Below are 24113 nucleotides of genomic sequence, written 5' to 3'. Positions count from 1 at the left end.
TAAAACACAGTATCAGCAGCAAAATAATGTCTCACTATAAGCGCTCACTGGAAAAAAGGACAGATGGCATGAATCCTGAAACAACTGTGGCTGCTGCCTCCATAAGCGGCTGCAAAATGACAGAATTGAAATAGATTTTATTCCATTTACATGCTCCTTTTACTTTTAAAAGTTCCTTGCCTGAAATTGCAATAGTGCATCATTTGAAATATCTTCATACAAAACAGGTTTATAACAGTAGAAACAACAGACCTGATTAAAACACCGAACAAACAATGAAAACAGCACTGCTATACTTGCTGACATGCATCACAACAATAGCTTTTGGGCAAAGTAAACCGAAGCTGTATCCGGCTATGTTTTTACCAAAAGGATATGTTGTTTTTGAAAAAGTCGTAGGTGACCTTAATAAAGATGGTCTTGAAGATTGTGTACTGATTATAAAAGGAACCAATAAAAACAACATCATTACTGACGAATTCCGTGGACAATTAGACCGCAACCGGAGAGGCATTATTGTACTGTTCAGGAAAAATGACCGTTATGAACTGGCTGTTAAGAACTACGATTGTTTTTCCTCCGAAAATGAAGACGGCGGTGTTTATTATGCCCCAGACCTGGTTGTAGATATCGTGAACGGAAATTTATGCGTAAGCTACGGGCATGGCAGGTATGGATACTGGAAATATACGTTCAGGTTTCAAACATCAGATTTCACGTTAATCGGTTACGACGCAGGTTATAAAAGTAGCTTTGAATCTGATTATGTAACTTTTGACGAAGAAAGTTTTAATCTTTTAAGCAAAAAGAAACTGGTTAAAAAAGTCATCAAAGTAACGAATGATGGTAAAGAAGTATATCAGGATACCTGGAAGAATATTATTGTTAACCAATCCATTAAACTATCAGGCATTAAAAACTTTGACGAACTCGATATTGAACAGATTGCCCAAGAAAACTAAAACCACTTAGGGCTATATATTATTCCGTATTTAAAAGAAGAAAAAATAACCAATGAAAAAAATCCTGTTTTGTATTGTACTGACTGTTCTCACCTCCACTACCCTGCTATCGCAAACTGTAAAAAAAGAACTGCGTCATGTTGTTTTATTCGGCTGGAAAGACAAGGCCGATACTGCCACCATCAACAAAGCAGTGGAGGCATTCAGGAAATTACCAGGTCAGATAAAAAGCATTAAAAACTTCGAATGGGGCACCAATAACAGCCCCGAAAAACTGAACAATGGTCTTACCCATTGTTTCTTACTGAGTTTCTCCAGCGAAAAAGATCGGGATGATTATTTAGAACACCCGGCACATAAAGCATTTACCACATTATTACCAGATATATTAGACAAAGTAACTGTATTGGATTACTGGGCGCAGGAATAATGCTTACTTCAACTATTATAACCATCATGTAAAGTAATTACCATGAAAATTAAACTCCTGTTGATCATTGCCCTCACCACTCTGTTGGGTTGTAAAACCAACCAGTTGATACACGCTTCATCGGCCGGCAATGAATTGTTTAAAGTAGCCATCCTATACCCCAATGGTGATGGCAAAACTTTTGACATGGATTATTATGAACGCAAACACATGCCCATGGTGGCCGGGTTTTTAGGTAAAAATTTACAATTCTATGAAATCGACAAAGGCATTGCCGGCAGAACACCCACCGATAAAGTACCCTATCTGGCCATTGGTTATTTTTATATAAAAAATGTGGCTGACTACAATAAATCGATCGGTGAAAACAGAGATGCCATCGTGAACGACTTTAAAAACTATACCAATATTCAGCCTGTGATACAAATCAGTGAAGTGAAGTATATTGGTTTTAACCGTTCAAAATAATTTATGGAGAAGTTTTGCTCAGCAATGAGTCTACCCATCATCTTATGCCAGTCATACAACCTTATACTGATCAGAACAAACAGCAAGTAGCCGATCTGGTTATATCTATTCAACAAAATGAATTCGGCATACCCATTACTTTACAGGACCAGCCCGATTTAAACGATATCCCCCGTTTCTACCAATCGAAGAATGGAAACTTCTGGACAGCTTCTGTCGATGACAACATGGTAGGTACCATTGCCCTACTTGATATTGGCAACCAACAAGCAGCATTGCGGAAAATGTTTGTCAACAAAGATTATCGTGGCAAATCATTCAATATTGGTCAAAGCCTGTTAGATACTTTATTACACTGGGCCGCCAACAGACAGTTCAAAGAAATATTTTTAGGCACCACTGCCCAATTTATAGCCGCTCAAAGATTTTATGAGAAAAACGGGTTTATTGAAATGGCAAAGGAACAATTACCAGCGCTGTTTCCTGTTATGCAGGTAGACGTGAAATTTTACAGGTATGACATTCCGACCCTACAATAATGTTATCATTTTTATATGTCTAGCACTTTAGGTTTGCTCCTACATCACTTTCTCTGTGTTTAAAATATCTGTAGTATTCGAGTGCCTGTTTTGCGGGAGCGATTAACAGGGAGAAAGGAGAACGGGAGGAATTTGGTATTATCTTTCCGTACTGATATGACTGCATCCATCAAATCTTTATTTCCTCAGCTCTTCAACCAACTACTGTTTCGCTGGCAGCAGCTTAAGTATGCAGGTACTAACCGAAGGTTCAGGAAACAACATCCGGAGATAGCAGTGCCGGATGCTTATACATTATACGAGTCTTACCAATTGAATTACAAAAAGTATATCGAAGATGGTGAACTCACCGCAGCAGAAATACTGGACAGTATAAATGAATACTTACCTGCTGCCCCAGAAATTTTAGACTGGGGCTGCGGTCCTGCCAGGATTACCAGACACCTGAAAAAGCTTTGTCCAGGCGCCACTATTTCGGGCTCCGATACCAACGCCAGAACTATTGCATGGAACAATACACATATTGAGGGCATAGATTTCGTATTACAAAAACATACTGCGCCTCTACCCTTCCACAATGAACAATTTAACCTGATCATCGGTTTCTCTGTGCTCACCCATATTCCCGCATCTGCCCAGCAAGACTGGCTCAGCGAATTATACCGCATCCTTCAACCAGGCGGCGTTGTATGGTTTACCACACATGGCAATTATTTTATTCAACAACTATCTGGAATAAGAAAACAAGAAACAAGCCAACAGGGTATTTATAATACTAATTACCCGTTAACCGGACACAGAATGATGACCACCTATCATGAACCCGAAGCATTCAAAAAATTACTTGAAGATAAATTCACACTCATCGCCCATTTCGATGGAGCAACCTATCCTGAGAAAGTAGGAAGGCAGGATCTGTGGATCGTGAGGAGAAATATCTGATGTAGGATGTCTGATGTCTGATATAGACAAGAAGAGCTACTGTATTATTCAGAAAACTCCGTGCAACTCAGCCCCTTACTCTGTGTAACTCTGTGGTTTTTATTACTTAGAAGTTTTTAAACCACAGAGTTACACGGAGTTTGAACACAGAGTTGCACGGAGGTATAAAATGAAATGTCGGATACCTGATGTAGGTTAACCCCACATATCAGACATCCGACATCCTATATCCTACATCAAAAAATTATTTTTTCTTCGCCAGCTTACGTATTTCATCAAGCTTAGCGATGTATAAACTGCGGCCATGTGTACCTACCACAATTTCTCCATCTCTCGGGTGTACCACTACATCATGAACAGGAATACTGTTGGGCATGCCTTTGTTCCACATCATAGAAGTATTACCAGCATCGATGGTTACATATAAACCACCATCGGTACCTACATAAAGGATATCAGCATTTTCAGTATCTTCTTTTACCACATTCACCGGCTCTGCAGGCAGGTCTTTCATGATCTGTCTCCAGGTAGTACCATAATCATCACTCACATATACATAAGCTTCAAAATGATCGTTACGGTAACCATTCAATGAGGCATAAACGCGCGATTCACTGAAAGCACTTGCCGTAACACGGCTTACATACAATCCTTTGGGTAATTTTTTGTTGATGAGTGTCCAGCTATAGCCACCATCTTTTGATACCTGTATATTTCCATCATCAGACCCCACATAGATCAATCCGAAACGCAGCGGGCTCTCACTCATGGTGGTTAATGTACCAAAAGGCACATCGCCCTGTTGCGGATTGGTAGTAAGGTCAGCACTCATGGTTACCAGGCTATCGCCACGGTTCATGCTGCGGTGGAACTTGTTACTTCCATAATAAAATACATCCTGGTTATGACGGCTTAACAGAATAGGTGTTTGCCAGTTATAACGCAATGGCGTTTCTCCCAGATCACGTGCCGGACGTACACCTCTTCTATCTCTTGTACCAATGGTTTGTCTGCTGTAGGCTCCAAATTGTGAACCGCTGTACACGGTTTTGTTGTCTCTCCAGTCAACCTGTACCTGCATACCATCACCACCACCGATCGATGTGTATGGATTGTGTCCACCATCGTACCAGTCGTAATTTTCGCGTGTGGTGCTGGCACCAAACCAGGTACCGTTATCCTGTAAGCCTCCATATACATTGTATGGACGTGCCATATCTACCGCAATATTGTAGAACTGACCAACTGCCGGCGTATTGGCTTTGAACCAATGGTCGCCATTATCGTAAGTAATATTACAACCACCATCATTACCATTGATCATGTGGCTGTCGCGTTTAGGGTTGATCCATACATAGTGGTGATCGGAGTGTACATTCTCCTTACCAATCTGTTTGAAAGTTGAACCACCATCGGTGCTCAACAATAAGCCTACACCGGTTAGTACGATCTTCTTATCATCGGTTGGACTCACCCATACTTTACCAAAATAGTATCCGTAACTGCTGTACAGATTGGGTATACCATCTTTATGGGTCATTTTCCAGGTAGCACCACCATCATCACTGCGGTATAATTGTGCTCCATAGATTGGTGTTTCAAATAAAGCGGTGTTGGCGTCGTATAAAAAGTCCCAGATAGCTGTGGGTGCCAATGTGCCATTGCTTACAGCTTCTTTGAGTGATGCAGCAGTATATTTTGCGGGAATACCATTTCTGGGTGAACGAACAAAGGCATTCAGTTTAGCATCGTTCAATGCAAGAAACTGTTCTTTGCTCAGGTCTTTAAAGTCGGCCAGCGCATAACGGCTGGTATCGGCTGCAGCCTGGCGTGCATTGGCTGGCTGACGGAAATTATTATCCACTACGGCAAAAATGGTATTGGGATTGGATGGGTAGATGGCCAGACCAATTCTGCCCACACCATCACCAGCCGGGAAACCCGATCCTTCTTTTGACATCAGTTGCCAGTTTTCGCCAGCATCGGTGCTTTTATAGATACCGCTTGTTTTACCACCCTCTTCAAAGTTGGAAGCAGAACGGGTACGGTACCACATGGCTGCATATAATTCATTGGGATTTTTAGGATTGATATCGATATCGGCAGCACCGGTATTGGCATCAATGGCCAATGTGAGTTTCCATGTTTTACCGCCATCAGTTGTTTTGTATACACCTCTCTCCTTGTTAGCAGAATAGAGATGACCTAAAACAGCTACCCAGGCAGTATTGGGATCAGATGGGTGCAGTTTAATTTCACCAATATGATGGCTCTCGGGTAAACCCAGGTATTCCCAGCTTTTACCATTATTGCTGGTTTTGAATACACCGATACCGGCATAGCTCGAACGGCTGCTGTTTACTTCACCGGTGCCTAACCAGAGGATTCTTGTTTTCCAGTCGATCGCTATATCGCCAATGGTCATTACATCTTCTGAATCGAAGATGGGATTAAAACTCTGGCCATTATTGGTGGTATGCCATAGACCACCTGATGCATAAGCCACATAAAATTCTGTCGGGTCATCGGGGTTTACTTCCATGTCTACCACACGTCCGCTCATGACGGTTGGACCGATATTACGGAAGCTGGTACTGTTGGCCGGCGACTGTTGTTGCAGCAGTTTTCGTTGCTGAATGCCTTTCATACGAACATCGGCAGATGTTGGCTTCACCTGTGCCACGCCAATAACGGACCATAGCAGGAAGCAAGCAGTTGTTAATTTTCTCATACTAAAGTAAATAGTTGGTAATTTGGGATGGCCAATTTAAACGATTATGCGTTTGATAGCAATACCATTGTTCATTTTCTTTTCGCTGGCATCTGGTGCCCAGTGTGTGAGTTTTAAGCTCACTTCGAAGCGCGATACCATCAATTGCACCGACAAAAATGGTTTGAAACAGGGTCGCTGGAAAGTGGATGTTCCCCCTATCAGGGGTGAACGTGGTTATGAGGAAGAAGGCAGTTTTGTGAATGGAAAAAAAGAAGGTACCTGGCGCCGGTTTAACCTGATGGGCGATATGATTGCTGTTGAAAATTACCGTTGGGGTTTGAGAGACGGAACCAGCAGATACTTTACTATGACAGGCTTAGAGCGGGAAGAAGGCTGGCGCGCGATGAATCCTGCCAAACAATTTGACACCGTAGATGTACAGGATGTGAATGACCCCACCAAAGTAGAACAGGTGATTGTTAAAGTGAGTGGCAATGCCCTCAAACATGGTCGCTGGCGTTTTTATGACCCGGTTACCGGCCAGATTATCCGCACTGAAAACTGGTTTCTCGATCAGTTTGTGGAACCAGGAAAAGAACCGGGTAATCCCGAAAAAATGGCCAAAAAAGCGGACAGCGCATCGGTGAAAAAGGATAGTGCATCGGTAAAGAATAAGCCCAAAGAGGTGATGGACTTCGAGAAAAAGAACTCAGGCAAGAAAAAGACCAGGGTGAGGGATGGGAGAACAGGAGGATGACCTTGGGCTTTTAGCTTTTAGCTTCTAGCTGCTAGCCTCTAGCTTTTAGACAAATATATGGTTAAGACCTCCCCCTAGCGGCTTGAAGCTAGCAGCTAGAAGCTAAAAGCTTTTTTCCCCTGCCAGGCAACCCTTCAACAATATCTTGCGTATACTACCTAATAATTGTAGATTAACAGAGAGGATTTCATTAACATACTGCTGCATTTTGCCCCGTGAGACCGATCAAATAGTGACCCTGATTAACGGTTGTAGTAATAACGACCGTAACTGTCAGCGTATGCTGTACCAGTTATTGTACGACTATGCCCTGAAAATCAGTTACCGCTATATTCATCAGCAGGAAGAAGCGGAGGAAATGGTACATGAGGCATTCATCAAACTTTTTAAAAACATCAGCCGTTTTGAACTGAACCGTGAGGGCGATACAGAAGCCCTTTTAAAAGGATGGTTCAAACGGATTATTGTGAATACCTGTATTGATCAGTTGAGAAAAGTACAGTTGAAGATCATTAGTATGGACAACCAGTCTGATCATGATGGTTATGCAGATCAGCAGGAATCGGGGCTCGATAAAATGGCCTATGATGAAATTATAGAAGCCATCAGGCAATTGACACCGGTGTACAGAACAGTATTCAACCTGTTTGTCATTGAGGGATTAAGTCATGATGAAATTTCAAAAGCCTTACAGATCAGTGTGGGTGCGTCGAAATCGAATTTATCAAAAGCCAAAAACAACCTGAGAAAAATTATTGCAGAACGAAGCGGAATAAAAACATATGTCTAATCCAGGTAACGATAACAGGCTCGAACAACTGAGCCGCGAGGCCGCCAGTGGATATACGCCACCGGGCAATGCTTCCTGGGAGAAAATGGAAGCAGCTTTGGATCAAGTAATGCCGGTGAAGGAAAAAAGAAAACGGCGTGTCATTTTCTGGTGGCTATTTCCCCTGACCATGATTGGAGCAGGGTTGGCTTATTTTGTATGGCCTGATACTGTTCCACCTGCCACATCTTCATCTATCATTAGTGCAGTTGCTCCTGCCCCGGCTGCTAATACAACCGAAACGCTGACCCCATCAACCACAACAGAAAAATCTTTGCATTCACCGGAAACTATCACCAATGGCAACCATATCCAAAACGGGGAAGCTCAGCCAACTGTTAACAGCCATTCTAAAACAGGCAGCGGTATTCAGCCGGTAACAGTAGCTGTATCACCCCGCAAACAGCCCCTGCAAGTAACCAGCAATACCCAACAACAGGTTACTAAACAACCCAATCAACAAGACCTGGCTGCCACCGCTGAACAGGAACAGAAAATAACCGATCCCGTTACAAAAAACAATACAACAAACAGCATACCCGCATATACCATTCAGCCAACGGTTGATTCAGGCAGCAGCAACACTGTTAACAGTATCATTGAAAAAACAGATACCGCTACCCATCATCAACCTGTAATAACCGATTCTTTGCAAACCGACAGCGACAAGACCAAGACAGGAAAAACAACGAACAGCAAATTCAGCCTTGCATTTGTTGCGGGTATGGATGCCAGTACGGTTAAATACAAATACAGCGACAAAGCAGGTATTAATATTGGCATACTGGGAGGTTACCATTTCAATGAGCATTGGTCGATACACACAGGTGTATTGTTTACAAAGAAAAACTATACAGTTGCAGGAGAAGATTTTACAGCCCCGAAAGGAAGCTGGTTAGCAAATTATAAACTCAGTATGGTGGATGGATATTGTAATATGTGGGAAGTTCCTTTGCTGGCACGATACCAGTTTAATGGCAACAATCGGCAACGAAACTTCTTTTTAAGTGCCGGTATATCTTCCTATTTTATGACCAGAGAAAACTATAATTATTCCTATTACTGGAACGGACAACCAGTTACACGCAATAACAACTATCCCGATGGGAATACCCATTTACTTTCCATTCTCAGGTTATCGGGTGGATGGAGCAAAGCGATTGGCTCCGGAACCAGCTTACTGGTAGAACCTTATGCAGCATTGCCATTGGGGGGTGTAGGATATGGCAGTATCAGGCTCAGCAGTTTTGGTTTAAATTTTTCATTGCAGTTAAAGCAACCATCCAAAAAGAAATAGCGTATATCTCTGTAAACTCTAAAATCAATCTATGAAGCAGATACGCAAATCAGCAGTTGTAATGCTGTCTATAGCCTTAGCAGGTATGGTTATTGTGGCCTGTAGCAAGGGAGGAGACTCTCCCTCGCCCGCACCCAATCCAACACCAGGTAATCCCTGTGCAACAAAAAATATTACTGTTACAGCCAGTGCTACCAATGCAGCAGGTTGTACCGGAGGTACTGTTACCGCTTCAGCAGCTGGCAGTACCGGATTCACTTATAATATTGACGGAGGTGCCTTTCAGAGCTCGGGCACTTTTAGTAATATAAGTGCAGGTGACCATACTGTTATTGCCAAAGATGGTGAGGGTTGCACAAAATCGGCCAGTGTAACCGTTGCAAACAATCCAAGCGGTCCATTATTTGCTGATGTAAAAGCGATCATTATAGCCAATTGTGCAAGTTGTCATACAGGCGCAGGAGCACAGGGCGGACAAAATTTTGGTACTGATTGTAATATTGTAAATGCAGCCGCACGTATTAAAGCAAGGGCCGTAGATGGCAATCCTTCCTTTATGCCACAAGGAGGTCAGCTCACTGCCGGCGATAAACAAAAAATTACGAACTGGGTTGCTGCAGGTGGTAAATATAGTGACTGATAACGGGGCTCACTGTAGAACATTCATGCAGTTTAAAGCAACCTTGGCAAGGGGTTGCTTTTTTTATCTCCTTCGTAAACTTCGTGTCCTCTCGTTCTCTGCGGTGAACTTACTCGAATATTAACCGCAGAGAACGAGGACACGAAGTTTACGCAGAGATTTTAATATCCCGCCTGGGTAAACATTCTTTTGAAGTAGAAGAAATGATAATCCACACTATTGGCCCAGTAGTTTCGGTTATGTCCTCCTTCCCTCTCAATATATTCATGTGGTATTTTCATGGCCACCAGTTTTTCATGCAGTTTACGGTTTACTGCCAGAAAAAAATCATCTACACCGCAATCAATCATAAGGTTCAGTTGCCCTTTACTCAATACATCTACCATATTGATGACTGAATAAGCATCCCAGTTGGCCGGACTTAATTGTATATCGCCCAGTATATTTTTCAATTGCCAGTTATTGGGAAATGGTCGCAGATCAACACCTCCGCAAATACTTCCGATATTGGCAAACAGATCGGGATGCCTGATACCGAGATAAAGTGCTCCATGACCACCCATACTATAACCTGAAATAGCTCTTGCTTTTTTATCGGTAATGGTTGCATAATTCGCATCGATGTATGGTACCAGTTCCTGCGTTATGTAAGTATCATATTTCACCAAAGAATCTACCGGACTGTTGATGTACCAACTGTTAAAGCCACCATCCGGACAAACAACAATCAGTCCCAGTTCATCTGCAGATTTTTTGATGGAAGGAACATCTTTTACCCATGAACGATAATTTCCACTATGTCCATGCAGGAGATACACAACCGGGTATTTTTTACCTGCTTTTGCATCATATCCCTGGGGAGTAATGACTACAGCTTTGATATTTTTTTGCATGCTCTTACTATGCACATCTACTGTATCAACAGAAGCTGCTAGCGAAACAACAGCCGTAGCCAGGAAAAACAGGGTAGTCAATAATAACTGAAAGATGGATTGCTTTTTCATGGTAACAATAATAATAAAAAAAGCCGTCCCGACTGAGTCGGGACGGCTTTTAGCATTTCAACTTGTATTAATTTTTCTTCTGCTGTGCGTTCTGCATGGGGTTCACACCCTGCGACTGTCCACGTGCGGCTCCTCCCATTTTAAACAACTGGAACTTGCTGGGCTCTGCCACTGAGGGCCATTTGTTGTTATTTTCATTGATATCAGCTGTTTCACGCATCGGGTCCTGCTTAATGCTTACCGCTTTCTTTTTTGTCATGAAAACACGTGTTACCTTGTTTTCATTCTTTCTCCATATCTGCGCCGACAAACGCTGTGTTTCTTTGGTACCATCTTCAAAAGTAAATTCAACAATCAATGGCATCACCAAACCGCCTTTGTTGCTGAAGGTTACTTCATACAAATGCATGTCTTTGTATTTTGCTTTTTCAGCTGCTGATAATACTTCCGGTGTACCAAATGCGGGCATTGGGACTTTGGTAACTGAATCATATGGCTCCAGTCCGCGGGCATATCTCCAGTAAAAATCGCGCAAGGAAGTGTCAGCATCAGTCTGGAATACAATACTCTTGTCTTCGCGGTTACGGATTTTAGAAATGTCTTCAAAAGCATTCACCAATGGCTTATCCATCGGGAAGCTCTGTGCACCACCGGTTCTTGCCTGTGGAACAGCATCAGCGTCAAATACAGCATATCGAACGGTATCAATGGCTATATCGCAGGCTTCAATACTATAGAACCATCCTCTCCAGAACCAGTCTAAATCAACCGCACTCGCATCTTCCATGGTACGGAAAAGATCGGCAGGTGTTGGGTGCTTAAATGCCCAGCGGCGTGAATATTCACGGAAAGCAAAATCAAACAGTTCTCTTCCCATAATGGTTTCACGCAGGATATTTAAACCGGTGGCTGGTTTTGCATAAGCATTTGGGCCAAACTGAATGATGTTTTCACTATTGGTCATGATAGGCTCCAACTGTTCTTTGGGCGATTTCATATAATCCACGATGGCCCAGGCCGGCCCACGGCGTGAAGGGAATTTATTGTCCCATAATTCTTCAGACAGGTATTGTACAAAAGTATTCAGCCCCTCATCCATCCATGTCCACTGACGCTCATCACTGTTCACAATCATGGGGAAGAAATTATGTCCCACTTCATGAATGATGACACCAATCATTCCATTTTTAGTGGCTTCGCTGTAGGTTCCGTCAGCATTGGTGCGACCATAGTTGAAACAGATCATCGGGTATTCCATTCCATTGGCTGCTTCAATACTTTGCGCCACCGGATATGGATATGGAATAGAAAATTTAGAATACGATTTAATGGTATGGGCCACTGCTTTGGTTGAGAATTTCCTGTATAAACCATAAGCTTCTTTACCATAACCACTCATACACATGATTTTTTTACCCTCTACATAAGCAGGCATGGCATCCCATACATATTTACGGCTGGAAGTCCAGGCAAAGTCGCGTACATTATCTGCTTTGTATATCCAGGTTTTCTTTTGTGTACTCTTTCCCTGTTCGGCTTTTTTGGCTTCTTCGAGTGTAACCACTTCTACGGGTTCTGTTGCTGTTTGCGCTTTGTTCCAGCGGTTGAGCTGTGCTGGTGTTAATACCTGTGCATAGTTCTGGCACTCTCCTGTACTCAATACCACATGATCAGACGGAACAGTGATTTGCACGGTATAATTACCAAATGTTAATGCAAATTCACCGGTACCGGTAAACTGTTGGTTCTGCCATCCCTGGAAATCACTGTACACACAAAGACGGGGAAACCACTGCGCCATGGTGAAAAGGTGATTACCATCCACGAGTTCATATCCGCCACGACCGCCCTTGGTCATACGGTCTGCAATTTTATAGCTCCAGTCGAGGTTGAATACAAATTTCTGACCCGGTTTTAAAGCCGTGGGCAGGTCAATACGCATCATGGTGCGATTGATGGTATACTTCAGGCTTTTACCGGTTGCATCAGTGAGTTTACTGATGATATGACCATAGCCATTATCTGTTTTTCTTTCTTCCATACCATCCAGCGCATTTACCGACACCTGGCGGAGAGATGAAGCATTTTCGTAACCGGAATTCTTTAATGAGTTATGCTCGTTCTCATCTAATTGTAACCAGATATAGGTTAATACATCGGGAGAGTTATTGTAGTAAGTTACTGTTTCACTGCCTTTGAGTTTCAGATTAACTTCATCCAGTTCACATTTAATATTGTAATCGGCGCGCTGCTGCCAATATTTGGGGCCGGGGGCGCCACTGGCAGTACGATACTCATTAGGGGTGGGTAAAATGGTACCCAACTGTTCAAACTTGTTGCCATGATTGGATGTCGGATTGTTCATGATATTCTGTCCCTGAACAGCTATCAGTAAAACCGACCCCATGACCAGTAAAGCAATTTTTTTCATTGTTTCTTGTTTATTGAGGAACTCTTTCTAATGCCATTAAAAGTGCCACTGCAAACGCACCTCCGCTGATATACAAAAGGAACTCTCTGCGGTTGCACTTTAAAAGATTGACGAATATAAATGAAATGATCAACATTGCCAGTACAATCACCAGCTGTCCTACTTCCAATCCCACATTAAAAGCCAGTAATTCCCAGATAACCGATGCATCCTTACCCAGCATGCTTTTCAGGTAATTACTGAACCCCAGTCCATGTATTAATCCGAAAAATAATGCGAAGAAATAAATCAGGGGAAAACGGGTATTGAAACTAAATTTTTTGACAAAAAAATTGCTCAGTGCTGTTATGACAATGGTTACCGGTATGAGAAACTCTATCCAGGCAATGGAATAGTTCACTATATTAAATACACTGAGGGCCAGGGTAACAGAATGCCCGATGGTAAAAGCCGTAACCAGTATCAATAATTTTTTCCAGTCGGCAAACTGGTAACGGATGGCCAGGGCTACGATAAATAATATATGATCTACCCCCATGTCCCTGCTTACAATATGACCAAAACCTACTTTGAAATAAGTCAAAAACTGATCCATAGCTGAATTGCGAATTTATTGTGACATTTGTTGTCCGAACAAGCTGATTATAAAATGGTAAATATACTGATTCAATGGATGCTCACCGGTATGCTATCTCTAGCACACCCATTTTTTATGTCGGTAATCGATATCAACCATAATCCCAAAGAAGCATCACTGGAAATCAGTGTTCGTGTATTTAGTGATGACCTGGAAAAAACCTTACAACAATACAGTAAACAGAAGATCAATATCCTGAGTCCGGCCAACAAAGCTCTTATTGAAAAGACATTGCTGGCCTATATGACAGAACACCTGAAACTTTCTGTAAATGGCAAAGCAGCCGGTTTTACACTTGTAGGCTATGAACAGCAGATGGAAAGCACCTGGTGTTATTTTGAAATTGAAAAACAACCTGTGGTGAACCAGGTAAGTATAGATTGTAGTCTCTTATACGATTATGAAACCAAACAGGTAAACATCGTACACGTAAAATCGAAAGGGGTACAGAAAACCTATAAGCTCGATTACCCGAAGAGCGATATTTCATTTTCTTTTTAGCTCGATCACACTCCCCTTCTCCCTGTTAAATAACCTTGCATACTTAACCTTCCAAAGTGAAAACATTTTAAGCAAAGAGAAAGGAAGAACGGAAGGCAACGATTAGTTTAAGTTATTCGCTAAAGGAAACAAGTATTTTGTCGATGCGATGCTGGTCCATGTCGACGATTTCGAATTTGAACATTTTCCAGTCGAGTGTATCACCTGTTACCGGTATTTTTTCCAGTTCATGAATGATAAAGCCGGCGAGTGTATCGAAATCGCGGTCGCCTTCCATCATCCATTCTGTTTTATCGAAATGGGTGAGAAAGTCGTAAAAAGGTATTTGTGCATCTACCAGGAAGCTACCATCGGCTCTTTCAGTAATTTCATAAGCCTCGTCTTCTTCCTGTGGTATATCACCCACAATGGCTTCCAGGATATCATTCAGCGTAATCAATCCCAGTACAGATCCATATTCATCCACAATAAAACAATGGTGAATTTTGGTCTGTTTAAATTTTTCCAGCACCTGGTAGGCGGTATTGTTTTCGGGAACATACATGGCATCCTTCATCAGCTCACTGATTTTACTACCCGGTTCGGCGGCAAACAAATCTTTTAAGGAAACCACCCCTTTAATATGGTCAATATCTTTTTCACAGACAGGATATACCGAATGCATGTTTTCCATGACCTCATTGCGAACAGCGGCTACCGTATCTTCCACTTCCAGCCATACTGTATCGCTGCGGTGTGTCATTAATGATGTGATATTACGATCGCTCAGGTGAAACACCCGTTCAATGATTTCCTGTTCTGCTTCTTCGATGGTGCCCTGTTCTGTTCCTTCGCTGATGATGGCTTTGATTTCTTCTTCCGTTACCTGGTTATCATTCGGCTTCATGTTGAGCAAACGAATAATGAGGTGCGACGATTTACTCAGCAACCATATAAAAGGATAAGTGATCCATGAAACAAAACGCATGGGCCCCGCCACAGACTTGGCAATACCTTCCGGATTACTGAGACCAATTCGTTTGGGTACCAGTTCACCCAATACCAGCGACAAATAAGTAACAATGATCACTATGATGATGGTGGCTACGGTACCTGCATAATCGCTGTTTACATGATACCCTTCCAACCATGCCTTCAAAGGTTCTTTAAATGTATCGCCCGAATAAATACCGGTTAACACACCCACCAGTGTAATACCAATTTGTATGGTCGATAAAAAAGTATCGGGATGATTGGCCAGATCCAATGCACGTTTGGCATCAACATCACCTTTGGCAGCCTGGGCTTCCAGCCTGGCTTTACGGGCAGATACCAGGGCTATTTCTGCCATGGAAAAAAAACCGTTCAGTATTATCAGACCCAGTATGATGAGTGTTTCAGTCATAATCAATAAAGTTTCTAAGGCCGGCCATCAAGGTCAACCAGCACATATGGCACCGTTTCTTTTGCTCTTGTTTCAGGGTTAAGAAAGGGCAGGCTTAACATGCTCACCCCATAATACGCTCCCTCAAATATAGTATTCAGGTTGGGAAAGCGCTGTTGAAGAGCAGAAAGACTTTCTTTTCTGGTGATCAGTATGTCGTTTGACTGAAGCTGTAAACTGTCTGTTTTACGCTGAAAAATATGTTTCCCATAAAAATGAAGTGCCCTGCTTTCATCAATATTATACAGGATAACCTGTTGTTTATTGATCTTCTTTTCATCCAGTACTTTTGCTACTGTATTGCCAAACTGGTATTTCAACAGGTGCGGATAAAAACCCAGAGAGAGACAAAGATTTACGCCGATTACAGTCAGCAAAGCCATTTGTATTTGCCTGTGTATATTGTTGAAGGGTTTGAACAATATGAAAATATAGGCACACAATCCAGCCACACTCAACAGCTTAACCAGCAAATGAATGGCAGGAAATGGCCATACCATCAGTATAATAGCCGCCACCCATAATAAAAAGAAAATCACGGTATGTATCCAGAAAAACACACCTGTCCATCCGGGTTTTTGTCCTTCAAATAACAGTCTGTATATGGTTCTGGCGGTAACAATGGCGGCCAGGGGAAGTACCACAAAAATATAATGTGGCAATTGTGCCTGGCTTCTGGCAAGAATACAATAAGTGATGATAAAACCACCGGTACTGATCCACTCTTCTGTTGCTCCAATCCTGCATTTTTGCTGCACCAGCCGGACGATTGTAAAAACTAATCCCAGCAGGAAAAAAAAGATCCAGGGAAGAAAACTCCACAGCATATTCTCCAGCAGAAACGTGAAATGATTCATTTCGTTGAAGACGTTTTCACCGGTATACCTGCCAAAACTTTGTGTCCAGTAATAAAAACGCAGTCCCGACTGTATGGCCCTTCCATGGAATATTTTACCGGGTTCGAGATCGTATTGCTGATACAGACCAACGCTCATGGGTATCAGCAATATGGCTACAAGTAACAACCCGATAAGGTATTCCCAGTGGAAAAACTGTTTCCATTCTCTCCGCAATATAAAATGAGGCACAAACGCAAATGCGGGTATCATTAATGCGATGGGGCCCTTGGTCATCATACCCCCAGCAATGGCTGCAAAACCAAGCAGAAAATGTTTCCATTGCTGGTTCTGGTACCAGCTTGCCAGTTGCCAGAGACTAAATATTACCCATCCCATCAGCATGGTATCGCAACGCACGTCGTGTACCATGAGAAAAACAGCCTGTGAAGAGGCTAACACAATGGCCGATAGTTGTGCAATGGTTTTGTGATAAAACAGTAAAGCAAGACCATAGGTTGAATAAATACCCAGTAATAACATGAGCACAGAAGGGATGCGGTATGCCCAGTCGAATACACCAAACAATTGAAGACTGAGGGACGATAACCAGAAAAGCATGGGTGGTTTGTCGAGATAGTCGAACCCTAAATCGTATAGTTTGAGGTATGAACCATTCTCCATCATTTCCCTGCTCATGGATGCGTATTGTGCGGCATCAATATCAATAACAGGTATTTGCCACATGGAAATGATATACACTACCACACAGGCCGATAAGATGACAGCAAAGAAACGATTATTCATGAGGAGTGGATATGGATGCCTGATCGATACGGATCAGACCTATTTTTGTGTTGTAATATTTTGCTGTCAGTGCGCCAATACCCATACCCAGCAATGCTCCCACAAAAATATCGACGGGATAATGCACACCTACATAAACCTGACCATAACTGATGGTAGTTGCCCATACAAATAACCACCTGCTCCATTTACCCATAAAATGACGGGTGGTCAAAAATACAAACATGGCAAAACCAAAATGATTGGTAGCATGAGAAGAAGTAAAACTAAAGCCACCAGAACAATGCTCCAGCAATAACCGCATTTTTCCCACCAGTGCTTCTTCATTACAGGGCCGTATACGTTCAAACCATTTTTTGATGAGCGAACTGCTGGCCTGATCGGTGAGGGTTACATTGATGATGGCAAATAATATCCATGCCCATGCCTGTTTACCAAAATTCATCAATGCCAAAACAATCAGGAAAAGATACAATGGCACCCATAATTCCGAGTCGCGCCAAAGTGGGAAAATGGCATCAAGTAACGGATTCGTAAATACAGTATTGATTTTCAGGAATAACCATGTATCCCACTCCAGTACCTGCTCAATTACCCGCTGAAAAAAACTTTGAAGCAATAAATAATTGTCCATTGTACGGTAAAGGTACTGTAAGACAGAAGCTTTACAAAAGCCATTGGTTAATAAAGTTTTAACAAAACAGGCTTGTGGGAATAAAACAAATGTTTTATTTTTCTATTATGAAAAAAATACTGCTGTTAAGCGCTTTATTGGTTGTTGTGGCTCATGCATGGAGTCAGCAAAAGAAAGATCCCAATCAGGTGATGCACATGCAACAGTATTGGGATAGTGTGAAGAAAAAGAACGAGGCACAATTAAAAGCACCGTTTGATTTGTTGAAAAAAAAGCAGGCGGTTGCCATGAAAGAACAAAACAGGCCTAAACTGATTATGCCTGACTTTATCCAGAAAAATACAATGCCCGTTTTATACCCCGATAGTAATTATGTGTACAATATGCCCGGAACACATGCATTCGACAAAACCAAAGCGAAAGGGGGTGTCATTTTTGTAGTAGGGAAAACAGAAAAAAATACCTTACCTACCGGAGAAAAGAAATAAATGGATTTTAGTTCTTCTTAGCCAGGATGATCATCCTTGGAGAACGGCGAACATCATACCTTCCCAGCTGGTAGTCACCAAACACTTCCTGTACCTGCATACCCTGGTAGGCCATCATATCTGTAAAATCGCCCAGAGAAAATTTAGCTACCCTTTCTGTATATAAATGATGTGGCGTTTTATGCGTTGGATCGGTTACCTGTATCTGTTTAAAAAAATGTTCCTCATCCTGCCATTTGGTAATATGAAAAGCCACCTCTCCTATGGCTGTTGTAAAAGATTTTTCGAGGTGCTTCTCGGCAAAATGCACATTCAGATAGTCGATGATAAAACAGCCCCCGTGTTTAATACTTTGTGCAATGGTTCGAATGGCATTGTCGTGTTCACGACGGGTTCTGAAATAGCCGAAGCTTGTGAAAAAATTAAACGCATAGTCGTAATAGTTTACCCGAAAAGGTAAACGCATATCATGCTGGTAAAAATGAAGCTTATCAGACTCTTCCGCTTTTGCAGCACTGATGGATGCAGCAGAAAGATCGATTCCTGTTACATCAAATCCCATTTCGGCCAGTGCTTTGCTGTGCCGGCCTTTTCCGCAAGCCACATCCAGCATCATTGAACCGGGAGAAGGTTTGAGGTATTGAATCAGTGTATCAATAAATGCCAGTGCCTCACGATCATCTCTGTGCTGGTATAACAAATGATAATAATGAGAGTTGAACCAATCCTTAAACCACGCTTTATCCGGCATAAAAACACTTTGATAGAGCGAAATTACAGCAAGCAGGCTTACAAAAAATTTGAATTATGTTTGCAGGCGTTAAAATCCTGTTATGGCATTGATTAAAAGTATCTCCGGCATTCGTGGAACCATTGGCGGTAAACCCGGTGAAACACTAAGTCCTTTGGATGTTGTTCGTTTTACAGCAGCTTACGGCACCTGGTTGTTGCAACAATCCGGTAATAATAAGAAAATTGTGATTGGTCGCGATGGTCGTATCAGTGGTGAAATGGTTCAGCGTCTGGTTGTGAGTACACTCAATGCACTGGGGCTTGATGTGGTAGACCTTGGTCTCAGCACCACCCCTACGGTTGAAATGGCCGTAGTGTTTGAAAAAGCGGCAGGTGGTATTATTCTTACTGCCAGCCATAACCCCAAAGAATGGAATGCATTGAAACTGCTCAATGAAAAAGGAGAATTCATCAGTGGTGCAGATGGTGCAGCCATGCTGTCAATTGCCGCCAAAGATGAATACGAATTTGCTGCTGTAGATAAACTGGGGTCTTATACCACCAACGAACAGGCATTGCAACAGCATATAGATGCAGTACTGACTTATCCGCTGGTGGATGTGGCCGCTATTAAAAAAGCAAAATTCAATGTGGTACTGGATGCCATTAACAGTACCGGCGCCATTGCGGTTCCTGCATTGTTAAAATTATTGGGTGTGAAAGTTACCGTGCTGAATGGCGAAGTAAATGGCCGTTTTGCACACAATCCCGAGCCCTTACCCGAACACCTGCGCGAACTTTGTAATGAAGTAGTGAAACAGGATGCACACCTGGGTATTGCAGTTGATCCGGATGTGGATCGTCTCTGTTTTGTATGTGAAGATGGATCACTGTTTGGCGAAGAATATACTTTGGTTGCCGTGGCCGACTATGTTTTACAGAACAGAAAAGGTAATACGGTCAGCAATATGTCTTCCACCCGCGCTTTAAAAGATATTACCCTCAAACATGGCGGCATTTATACCCCCAGTGCCGTTGGTGAAGTAAATGTAGTAACGAAAATGAAAGCCGTAAATGCCGTTATCGGCGGAGAGGGCAATGGTGGTATTATTGTACCGGATCTGCATTATGGTCGCGATGCACTCATTGGCATTGCTTTATTTTTGACCCATCTGGCGAAAGAAAAAAAATCGGCTAAGCAACTCAGAAATACTTATCCGGATTATTTCATGAGCAAGAATAAAATTGAACTTACTGCCGGCTTTGATCTTAAAAAGATTTTTGAGCACATCAAAAAGAAATACAAAAAGCATCCCATCAATACAGAAGACGGACTGAAAATTGAATTTGAGACCGACTGGGTGCATCTTCGCACCAGTAATACAGAGCCCATCATTCGTATCTATGCCGAGAGCAATTCCGAAACTGTTGCCACCAATATTGCAGGAAAACTGATTAAGGATATACAGGAAGTGTTATAAAGTGAGTAGTGAGTAGTCAGTAGTGAGTAACTATACCTTACTGAGTACTGAGTACTGACTCCTCACTACTCAGTTTTTTTGTACTTTTGCCGCATGGAAAGGATATACCTCGATAATGCTGCTACTACCCCACTCGACCCTGTTGTGCTGGAAGCCATGATGCCTTATCTGACGAACCAGTTTGGCAATCCCTCTTCTATTTATAGTTATGGGCGTGAGAGCCGTCTGGCCATTGAGAATGCACGTAAATCGGTGGCTAAAATACTGAATGCGCATCCTGCCGAGATATTCTTTACCAGTGGAGGTACAGAGAGCAGCAATACGGCTATTGCAGCCGCTGTTCGCGACCTGGGTTGCAAGCATATTATCTCTTCCGTTATTGAACACCATGCTACTACGCATACAGTTGAACATATGTATCATTCAGGAGAAGCTGCACTGAGCTATGTAAAGCTTTTACCCAACGGACATATTGATCTTGAAGACCTCGAACGTCTATTAGCCGAGAGTGAAGAGAAATGTCTGGTGACTTTGATGCATGCCAATAATGAAATTGGAAATATTCTGGATATTCATGCTGTTGGCGAACTGTGTAAATTATATGGCGCCATTTTTCACAGCGACACTGTTCAGACAGTGGGACATTTTCCTTTTGATTTGCGTAATACTCCTGTACATTTTATTACTGGAGCCAGTCATAAATTTCATGGGCCAAAAGGTGTAGGTTTATTATACATCAATGAGAATGTAAAGATCAAACCATTTGTACATGGAGGCAGCCAGGAAAGAAATATGCGTGCGGGTACCGAAAATCTTTATGGTATTGTTGGTTTTGCCAAAGCGCTTGAACTGGCCACTCAACATTATGAACAGGACAGCGTATATATCAAAGGCCTGAAACTGTACATGATGGAGCAGTTGAAAAAACACATCAAGGGTGTTGCTTTCAACGGAGATATATTGGGTCGTTCTTTGTACACCGTATTAAGTGCCAGTTTCCCCAAAACCGAAAAAAGTGAGATGATTCTTTTCAATCTCGACATCAATAATATCTGTGCCAGTGGAGGCAGTGCCTGTACCAGCGGTGCCGATCAGGGCTCGCATGTTATCAGGGCCATCAATAATAACCCCAACCAGGTAACGGTGCGTTTTTCATTTTCGAAAAAAAATACCAGAGAAGAGATCGACAAAGTGGTGGAGCAGTTGAAAGATATGATCTAAACATAGTCCTCCTCACTCCCATAAACATGTGATATTGGATAAACGGCAGGGATTGCAAACAGCGAAATTTTAGTTTCGGGTGTCAGTCATAAAAAACTAAACCACCATGAAACATAAGTTCCTTTTCCTTTTTTTAATGACCACGCTTGTGGGTCTGCAACTTCAAGCCCAGCAAAGAGATACTGATTTACCCGGACCGCCTGCCAAAACAATATTTGGTGAAATTGGTGGTCCCGGACTTTTCTCTGCCAACTACGACCAACGTTTTAAAGGACAAAAAGGATGGGGATTTCGTGTAGGAATGGGTGGTATTGGTTTTATTAGCTCAGGTGTGTTTGCCTTACCCGTTGGCTTTAATCATTTGTCAGGAAAAGATGGGCATTATCTCGAACTCGGTGCCGGCGCCAGTGCTATTACTGTTACAGATGGGGAAGATTTTTTTGAAAACAGTAATTCTACCATTTTCGGTTACCTGAATTTCGGGTATCGATATCAGCCTGAGAAAAAAGGGTTTACTGCTAGGGTATTCGTTTCACCATTGATTACCGGTGCAGGTGTGTTTCCTTTTTATGGCGGAATCTCAGCGGGTTTTAAATTTTAGCCTACTAGTAATTATAAATATCTCCTCTTCTCCCTTTCTCTTTGTAAAAAAGCATCCAGCATTAGTATATCTACTATTTACAAAGTTCTTTTTTACAAAGAGAAAAGGAGAACGAGAGATCAAAACAAGATGATTATTTATAGTCATCTTCATTAAAATCATCTTCCTCTTCTGCGCTAAGGCGCATATCACCGAGGTTCATCATGCTACCGATCAGATCCTTGAACTCTACTTTTCCTTCAATGGTTCTTTTACTGATGAATGAATAGGCTGCAAGACCATGTAGTACAAACTCCATCAGTAATGCCTGCTGTTTTTCGTTGGCCTGTGGAAAATACTTTTTTACAAAAGCATAAAGTCCATCTACTTTGTATAAGGTTTGTGTTCTTGTTTCATCTTTACAATCCATCAGCATATCGAGATGGTTGCCTGCATCGAACCAGCGGATGATGGATTTATATGGATTCTCCGGCTCTTTTTCCTCCACTGATTTTTTACCAGATGCTCTTCTTTTCTTCGCTTGTTCTGGATTGGGGAAGTAAGTAATGAACTGTGAACGGATGGCTTTATCGAGCAGATTCACAGCAACCTGGTAGGGGCCCTCCTGCTCTCCTTCATAGACCAGTTCTATTTTTCCGGTAATAGCTGGAATGATACCACTCAAATCGCTGATCCATACCTGTGTTTTTTCTTCACCATGTATCAGTGCCCTTCTCTCTGCTGTGCTTACCGCATTTTCAAATGCTGCAATGGTTAACCTGGCACTTACACCGCTTTTCTTATCTACATATTCATTGCTACGCGCTTCAAATGCCACTTGCTCTATCAATCTTTTTATCAGATCACTTACCTCTACCAGTGATGACTGTTCTTGACTGATGAAGGCTTCCTGCTCTGTTATGGCCAAGGCATGTTCAATATTTTTAGGATAGTGCGTGAGTATCTGGCTCTGTATCCTGTCTTTCAATGGCGTTACAATGCTGCCACGGTTGGTATAGTCTTCCGGATTGGCTGTAAATACAAAAAGTATATCGAGTGGCATTCTCAATTTGAAACCACGTATCTGGATATCACCTTCCTGTAAAATATTGAATAAAGCCACCTGTATCCTTGCCTGCAGATCGGGTAATTCATTGATCACAAAAATGCCCCGGTTACTTCTGGGTATGATACCGTAATGAATAACTTTTTCATCGGCAAAACTCAGTTTCAGGTTAGCAGCTTTAATAGGATCAATATCTCCAATCAGATCTGCCACACTTACATCGGGCGTTGCCAGTTTCTCACCATAACGTTCACTGCGGTGTAACCAGCGGATGGGCGTTTCATCGCCATGTTCCGCAATCAGGTCTTTTGCAAATTTGCTCAATGGCTGTAGTGGATCATCATTGATTTCTGAACCTGCAATCACAGGAATGTACTCATCTAGCAGGTCTACCATCTGTCGGGCCATTCTAGTCTTTGCCTGGCCACGCAAGCCCAGAAACAGAATATTATGCCGGCTGAGAATGGCTCGCTCTGTATCTGGAATGACAGTATCCTCATAACCAATGATACCAGTAAAGGGTTGTTCTTTCTGTTGAATGGAGTGGATCAGGTTCGCCCTGATTTCTTCTTTTACTGAGCGTGACTGATAACCACTCTTTTTTAGTTGTCCTAATGTATTAATGTCCTTAATCTTCATCATATTTTATTAGTGTCTTAATGGATGACCATTCCTCTCGAAAACTTTGTATTTCT

The 24113-nt window shown here is 42.2% G+C and carries 23 protein-coding genes; 14 read left to right on the top strand and 9 right to left on the bottom strand.

What is annotated here, in order from left to right:
* The first annotated feature begins 356 nt into the window (after positions 1–356).
* The 5 genes from ACH3Z1_RS15450 (at position 357) to ACH3Z1_RS15430 (ending at position 3341) form a co-directional block, all read left to right on the top strand.
* Positions 357–962: a hypothetical protein gene (locus tag ACH3Z1_RS15450; protein ID WP_490822900.1), complete on the top strand. Its 606-nt coding sequence runs from the start codon at positions 357–359 to the stop codon at positions 960–962.
* A 52-nt stretch (positions 963–1014) separates the two neighbouring features.
* Positions 1015–1392, top strand: a complete 378-nt coding sequence (locus tag ACH3Z1_RS15445; RefSeq protein WP_490822899.1) for a Dabb family protein — start codon at positions 1015–1017, stop codon at positions 1390–1392.
* A 42-nt stretch (positions 1393–1434) separates the two neighbouring features.
* A complete protein-coding gene (locus ACH3Z1_RS15440; protein ID WP_490822897.1) occupies positions 1435–1860 on the top strand; it encodes an EthD family reductase in 426 nt (141 codons plus the stop codon).
* A gap of 44 nt (positions 1861–1904) precedes the next feature.
* Positions 1905–2399, top strand: coding sequence for a GNAT family N-acetyltransferase (locus ACH3Z1_RS15435; RefSeq protein WP_490822896.1), 495 nt, complete (start codon positions 1905–1907; stop codon positions 2397–2399).
* A gap of 156 nt (positions 2400–2555) precedes the next feature.
* The gene (locus ACH3Z1_RS15430; RefSeq protein WP_490822894.1) at positions 2556–3341 is read left to right on the top strand and encodes a class I SAM-dependent methyltransferase; all 786 of its coding nucleotides are present in this window, start codon (positions 2556–2558) and stop codon (positions 3339–3341) included.
* Positions 3342–3585: 244 nt separating this feature from the next.
* On the opposite strand, the gene ACH3Z1_RS15425 is transcribed toward ACH3Z1_RS15430, so the two are convergent.
* Positions 3586–6072, bottom strand: coding sequence for a WD40/YVTN/BNR-like repeat-containing protein (locus ACH3Z1_RS15425; protein WP_490822893.1), 2487 nt, complete (start codon positions 6070–6072; stop codon positions 3586–3588).
* Positions 6073–6118: 46 nt separating this feature from the next.
* On the opposite strand from ACH3Z1_RS15425, the gene ACH3Z1_RS15420 reads away from it, so the two are divergent.
* The 4 genes from ACH3Z1_RS15420 (at position 6119) to ACH3Z1_RS15405 (ending at position 9577) form a co-directional block, all read left to right on the top strand.
* Positions 6119–6811, top strand: coding sequence for a toxin-antitoxin system YwqK family antitoxin (locus ACH3Z1_RS15420; RefSeq protein WP_490822892.1), 693 nt, complete (start codon positions 6119–6121; stop codon positions 6809–6811).
* Positions 6812–7043: 232 nt separating this feature from the next.
* Entirely contained in the window at positions 7044–7601 is a 558-nt protein-coding gene (locus ACH3Z1_RS15415; RefSeq protein ID WP_490822891.1) for an RNA polymerase sigma factor, read from the top strand.
* Positions 7594–8937 carry an outer membrane beta-barrel protein gene (locus ACH3Z1_RS15410; protein ID WP_490822889.1) on the top strand — a complete coding sequence of 448 codons (1344 nt, stop codon included), beginning with the start codon at positions 7594–7596 and terminating at the stop codon, positions 8935–8937. Before ACH3Z1_RS15415 ends, ACH3Z1_RS15410 begins: the two co-directional genes overlap by 8 nt.
* 31 nt (positions 8938–8968) lie before the next feature.
* Positions 8969–9577: a c-type cytochrome gene (locus ACH3Z1_RS15405; protein ID WP_490822888.1), complete on the top strand. Its 609-nt coding sequence runs from the start codon at positions 8969–8971 to the stop codon at positions 9575–9577.
* A gap of 161 nt (positions 9578–9738) precedes the next feature.
* On the opposite strand, the gene ACH3Z1_RS15400 is transcribed toward ACH3Z1_RS15405, so the two are convergent.
* The 3 genes from ACH3Z1_RS15400 to ACH3Z1_RS15390 form a co-directional block, all read right to left on the bottom strand.
* Complete coding sequence (locus ACH3Z1_RS15400) at positions 9739–10581, bottom strand: alpha/beta hydrolase (RefSeq protein ID WP_490822887.1); 843 nt, start codon at positions 10579–10581, stop codon at positions 9739–9741.
* 67 nt (positions 10582–10648) lie between these two features.
* A complete protein-coding gene (locus tag ACH3Z1_RS15395) occupies positions 10649–13012 on the bottom strand; it encodes a M1 family metallopeptidase (protein WP_490822886.1) in 2364 nt (787 codons plus the stop codon).
* Positions 13013–13022: 10 nt separating this feature from the next.
* Positions 13023–13607 carry a HupE/UreJ family protein gene (locus tag ACH3Z1_RS15390; protein WP_490822885.1) on the bottom strand — a complete coding sequence of 195 codons (585 nt, stop codon included), beginning with the start codon at positions 13605–13607 and terminating at the stop codon, positions 13023–13025.
* Positions 13608–13634: 27 nt separating this feature from the next.
* Between ACH3Z1_RS15390 and ACH3Z1_RS15385 the strand changes: the two genes are divergently transcribed.
* Positions 13635–14150, top strand: coding sequence for a DUF6702 family protein (locus ACH3Z1_RS15385; protein WP_490822883.1), 516 nt, complete (start codon positions 13635–13637; stop codon positions 14148–14150).
* A gap of 112 nt (positions 14151–14262) precedes the next feature.
* On the opposite strand, the gene ACH3Z1_RS15380 is transcribed toward ACH3Z1_RS15385, so the two are convergent.
* Genes ACH3Z1_RS15380 through ACH3Z1_RS15370 form a run of 3 tightly spaced genes read right to left on the bottom strand, consistent with a single transcriptional unit; the run spans position 14263 to position 17850 of the window.
* Positions 14263–15534, bottom strand: coding sequence for a hemolysin family protein (locus ACH3Z1_RS15380; RefSeq protein WP_490822881.1), 1272 nt, complete (start codon positions 15532–15534; stop codon positions 14263–14265).
* A 14-nt stretch (positions 15535–15548) separates the two neighbouring features.
* Positions 15549–17216, bottom strand: coding sequence for an ArnT family glycosyltransferase (locus ACH3Z1_RS15375; RefSeq protein ID WP_490822879.1), 1668 nt, complete (start codon positions 17214–17216; stop codon positions 15549–15551).
* A complete protein-coding gene (locus tag ACH3Z1_RS15370) occupies positions 17209–17850 on the bottom strand; it encodes a phosphatase PAP2 family protein (RefSeq protein WP_490822878.1) in 642 nt (213 codons plus the stop codon). Before ACH3Z1_RS15370 ends, ACH3Z1_RS15375 begins: the two co-directional genes overlap by 8 nt.
* A gap of 107 nt (positions 17851–17957) precedes the next feature.
* Between ACH3Z1_RS15370 and ACH3Z1_RS15365 the strand changes: the two genes are divergently transcribed.
* Positions 17958–18338 carry a hypothetical protein gene (locus ACH3Z1_RS15365; RefSeq protein WP_490822876.1) on the top strand — a complete coding sequence of 127 codons (381 nt, stop codon included), beginning with the start codon at positions 17958–17960 and terminating at the stop codon, positions 18336–18338.
* Positions 18339–18345: 7 nt separating this feature from the next.
* Here the strand turns inward: ACH3Z1_RS15365 and ACH3Z1_RS15360 are convergent, their stop codons facing one another.
* Complete coding sequence (locus tag ACH3Z1_RS15360) at positions 18346–19089, bottom strand: class I SAM-dependent methyltransferase (protein WP_490822875.1); 744 nt, start codon at positions 19087–19089, stop codon at positions 18346–18348.
* Between the two features lie 82 nt (positions 19090–19171).
* Here ACH3Z1_RS15360 and glmM point away from each other — a divergent pair, with 82 nt between their 5' ends.
* From glmM to ACH3Z1_RS15345, 3 genes are all read left to right on the top strand, one after another.
* Positions 19172–20551 carry a phosphoglucosamine mutase gene (gene glmM / locus ACH3Z1_RS15355; protein WP_490822874.1) on the top strand — a complete coding sequence of 460 codons (1380 nt, stop codon included), beginning with the start codon at positions 19172–19174 and terminating at the stop codon, positions 20549–20551.
* 93 nt (positions 20552–20644) lie between these two features.
* A complete protein-coding gene (locus tag ACH3Z1_RS15350; RefSeq protein ID WP_490822873.1) occupies positions 20645–21772 on the top strand; it encodes a cysteine desulfurase family protein in 1128 nt (375 codons plus the stop codon).
* Between the two features lie 106 nt (positions 21773–21878).
* Positions 21879–22373 carry a hypothetical protein gene (locus tag ACH3Z1_RS15345; RefSeq protein WP_490822871.1) on the top strand — a complete coding sequence of 165 codons (495 nt, stop codon included), beginning with the start codon at positions 21879–21881 and terminating at the stop codon, positions 22371–22373.
* 133 nt (positions 22374–22506) lie between these two features.
* Here the strand turns inward: ACH3Z1_RS15345 and ACH3Z1_RS15340 are convergent, their stop codons facing one another.
* Positions 22507–24057, bottom strand: a complete 1551-nt coding sequence (locus ACH3Z1_RS15340; protein ID WP_490822870.1) for a sigma 54-interacting transcriptional regulator — start codon at positions 24055–24057, stop codon at positions 22507–22509.
* Between the last annotated feature and the right edge of the window lie 56 nt (positions 24058–24113).

The sequence above is a fragment of the Sediminibacterium sp. FW305-C-49 genome, from assembly GCF_058231085.1.
Note: the sequence above shows the minus strand (reverse complement) of the source record. Positions and strands in the feature narration are given on the sequence as shown.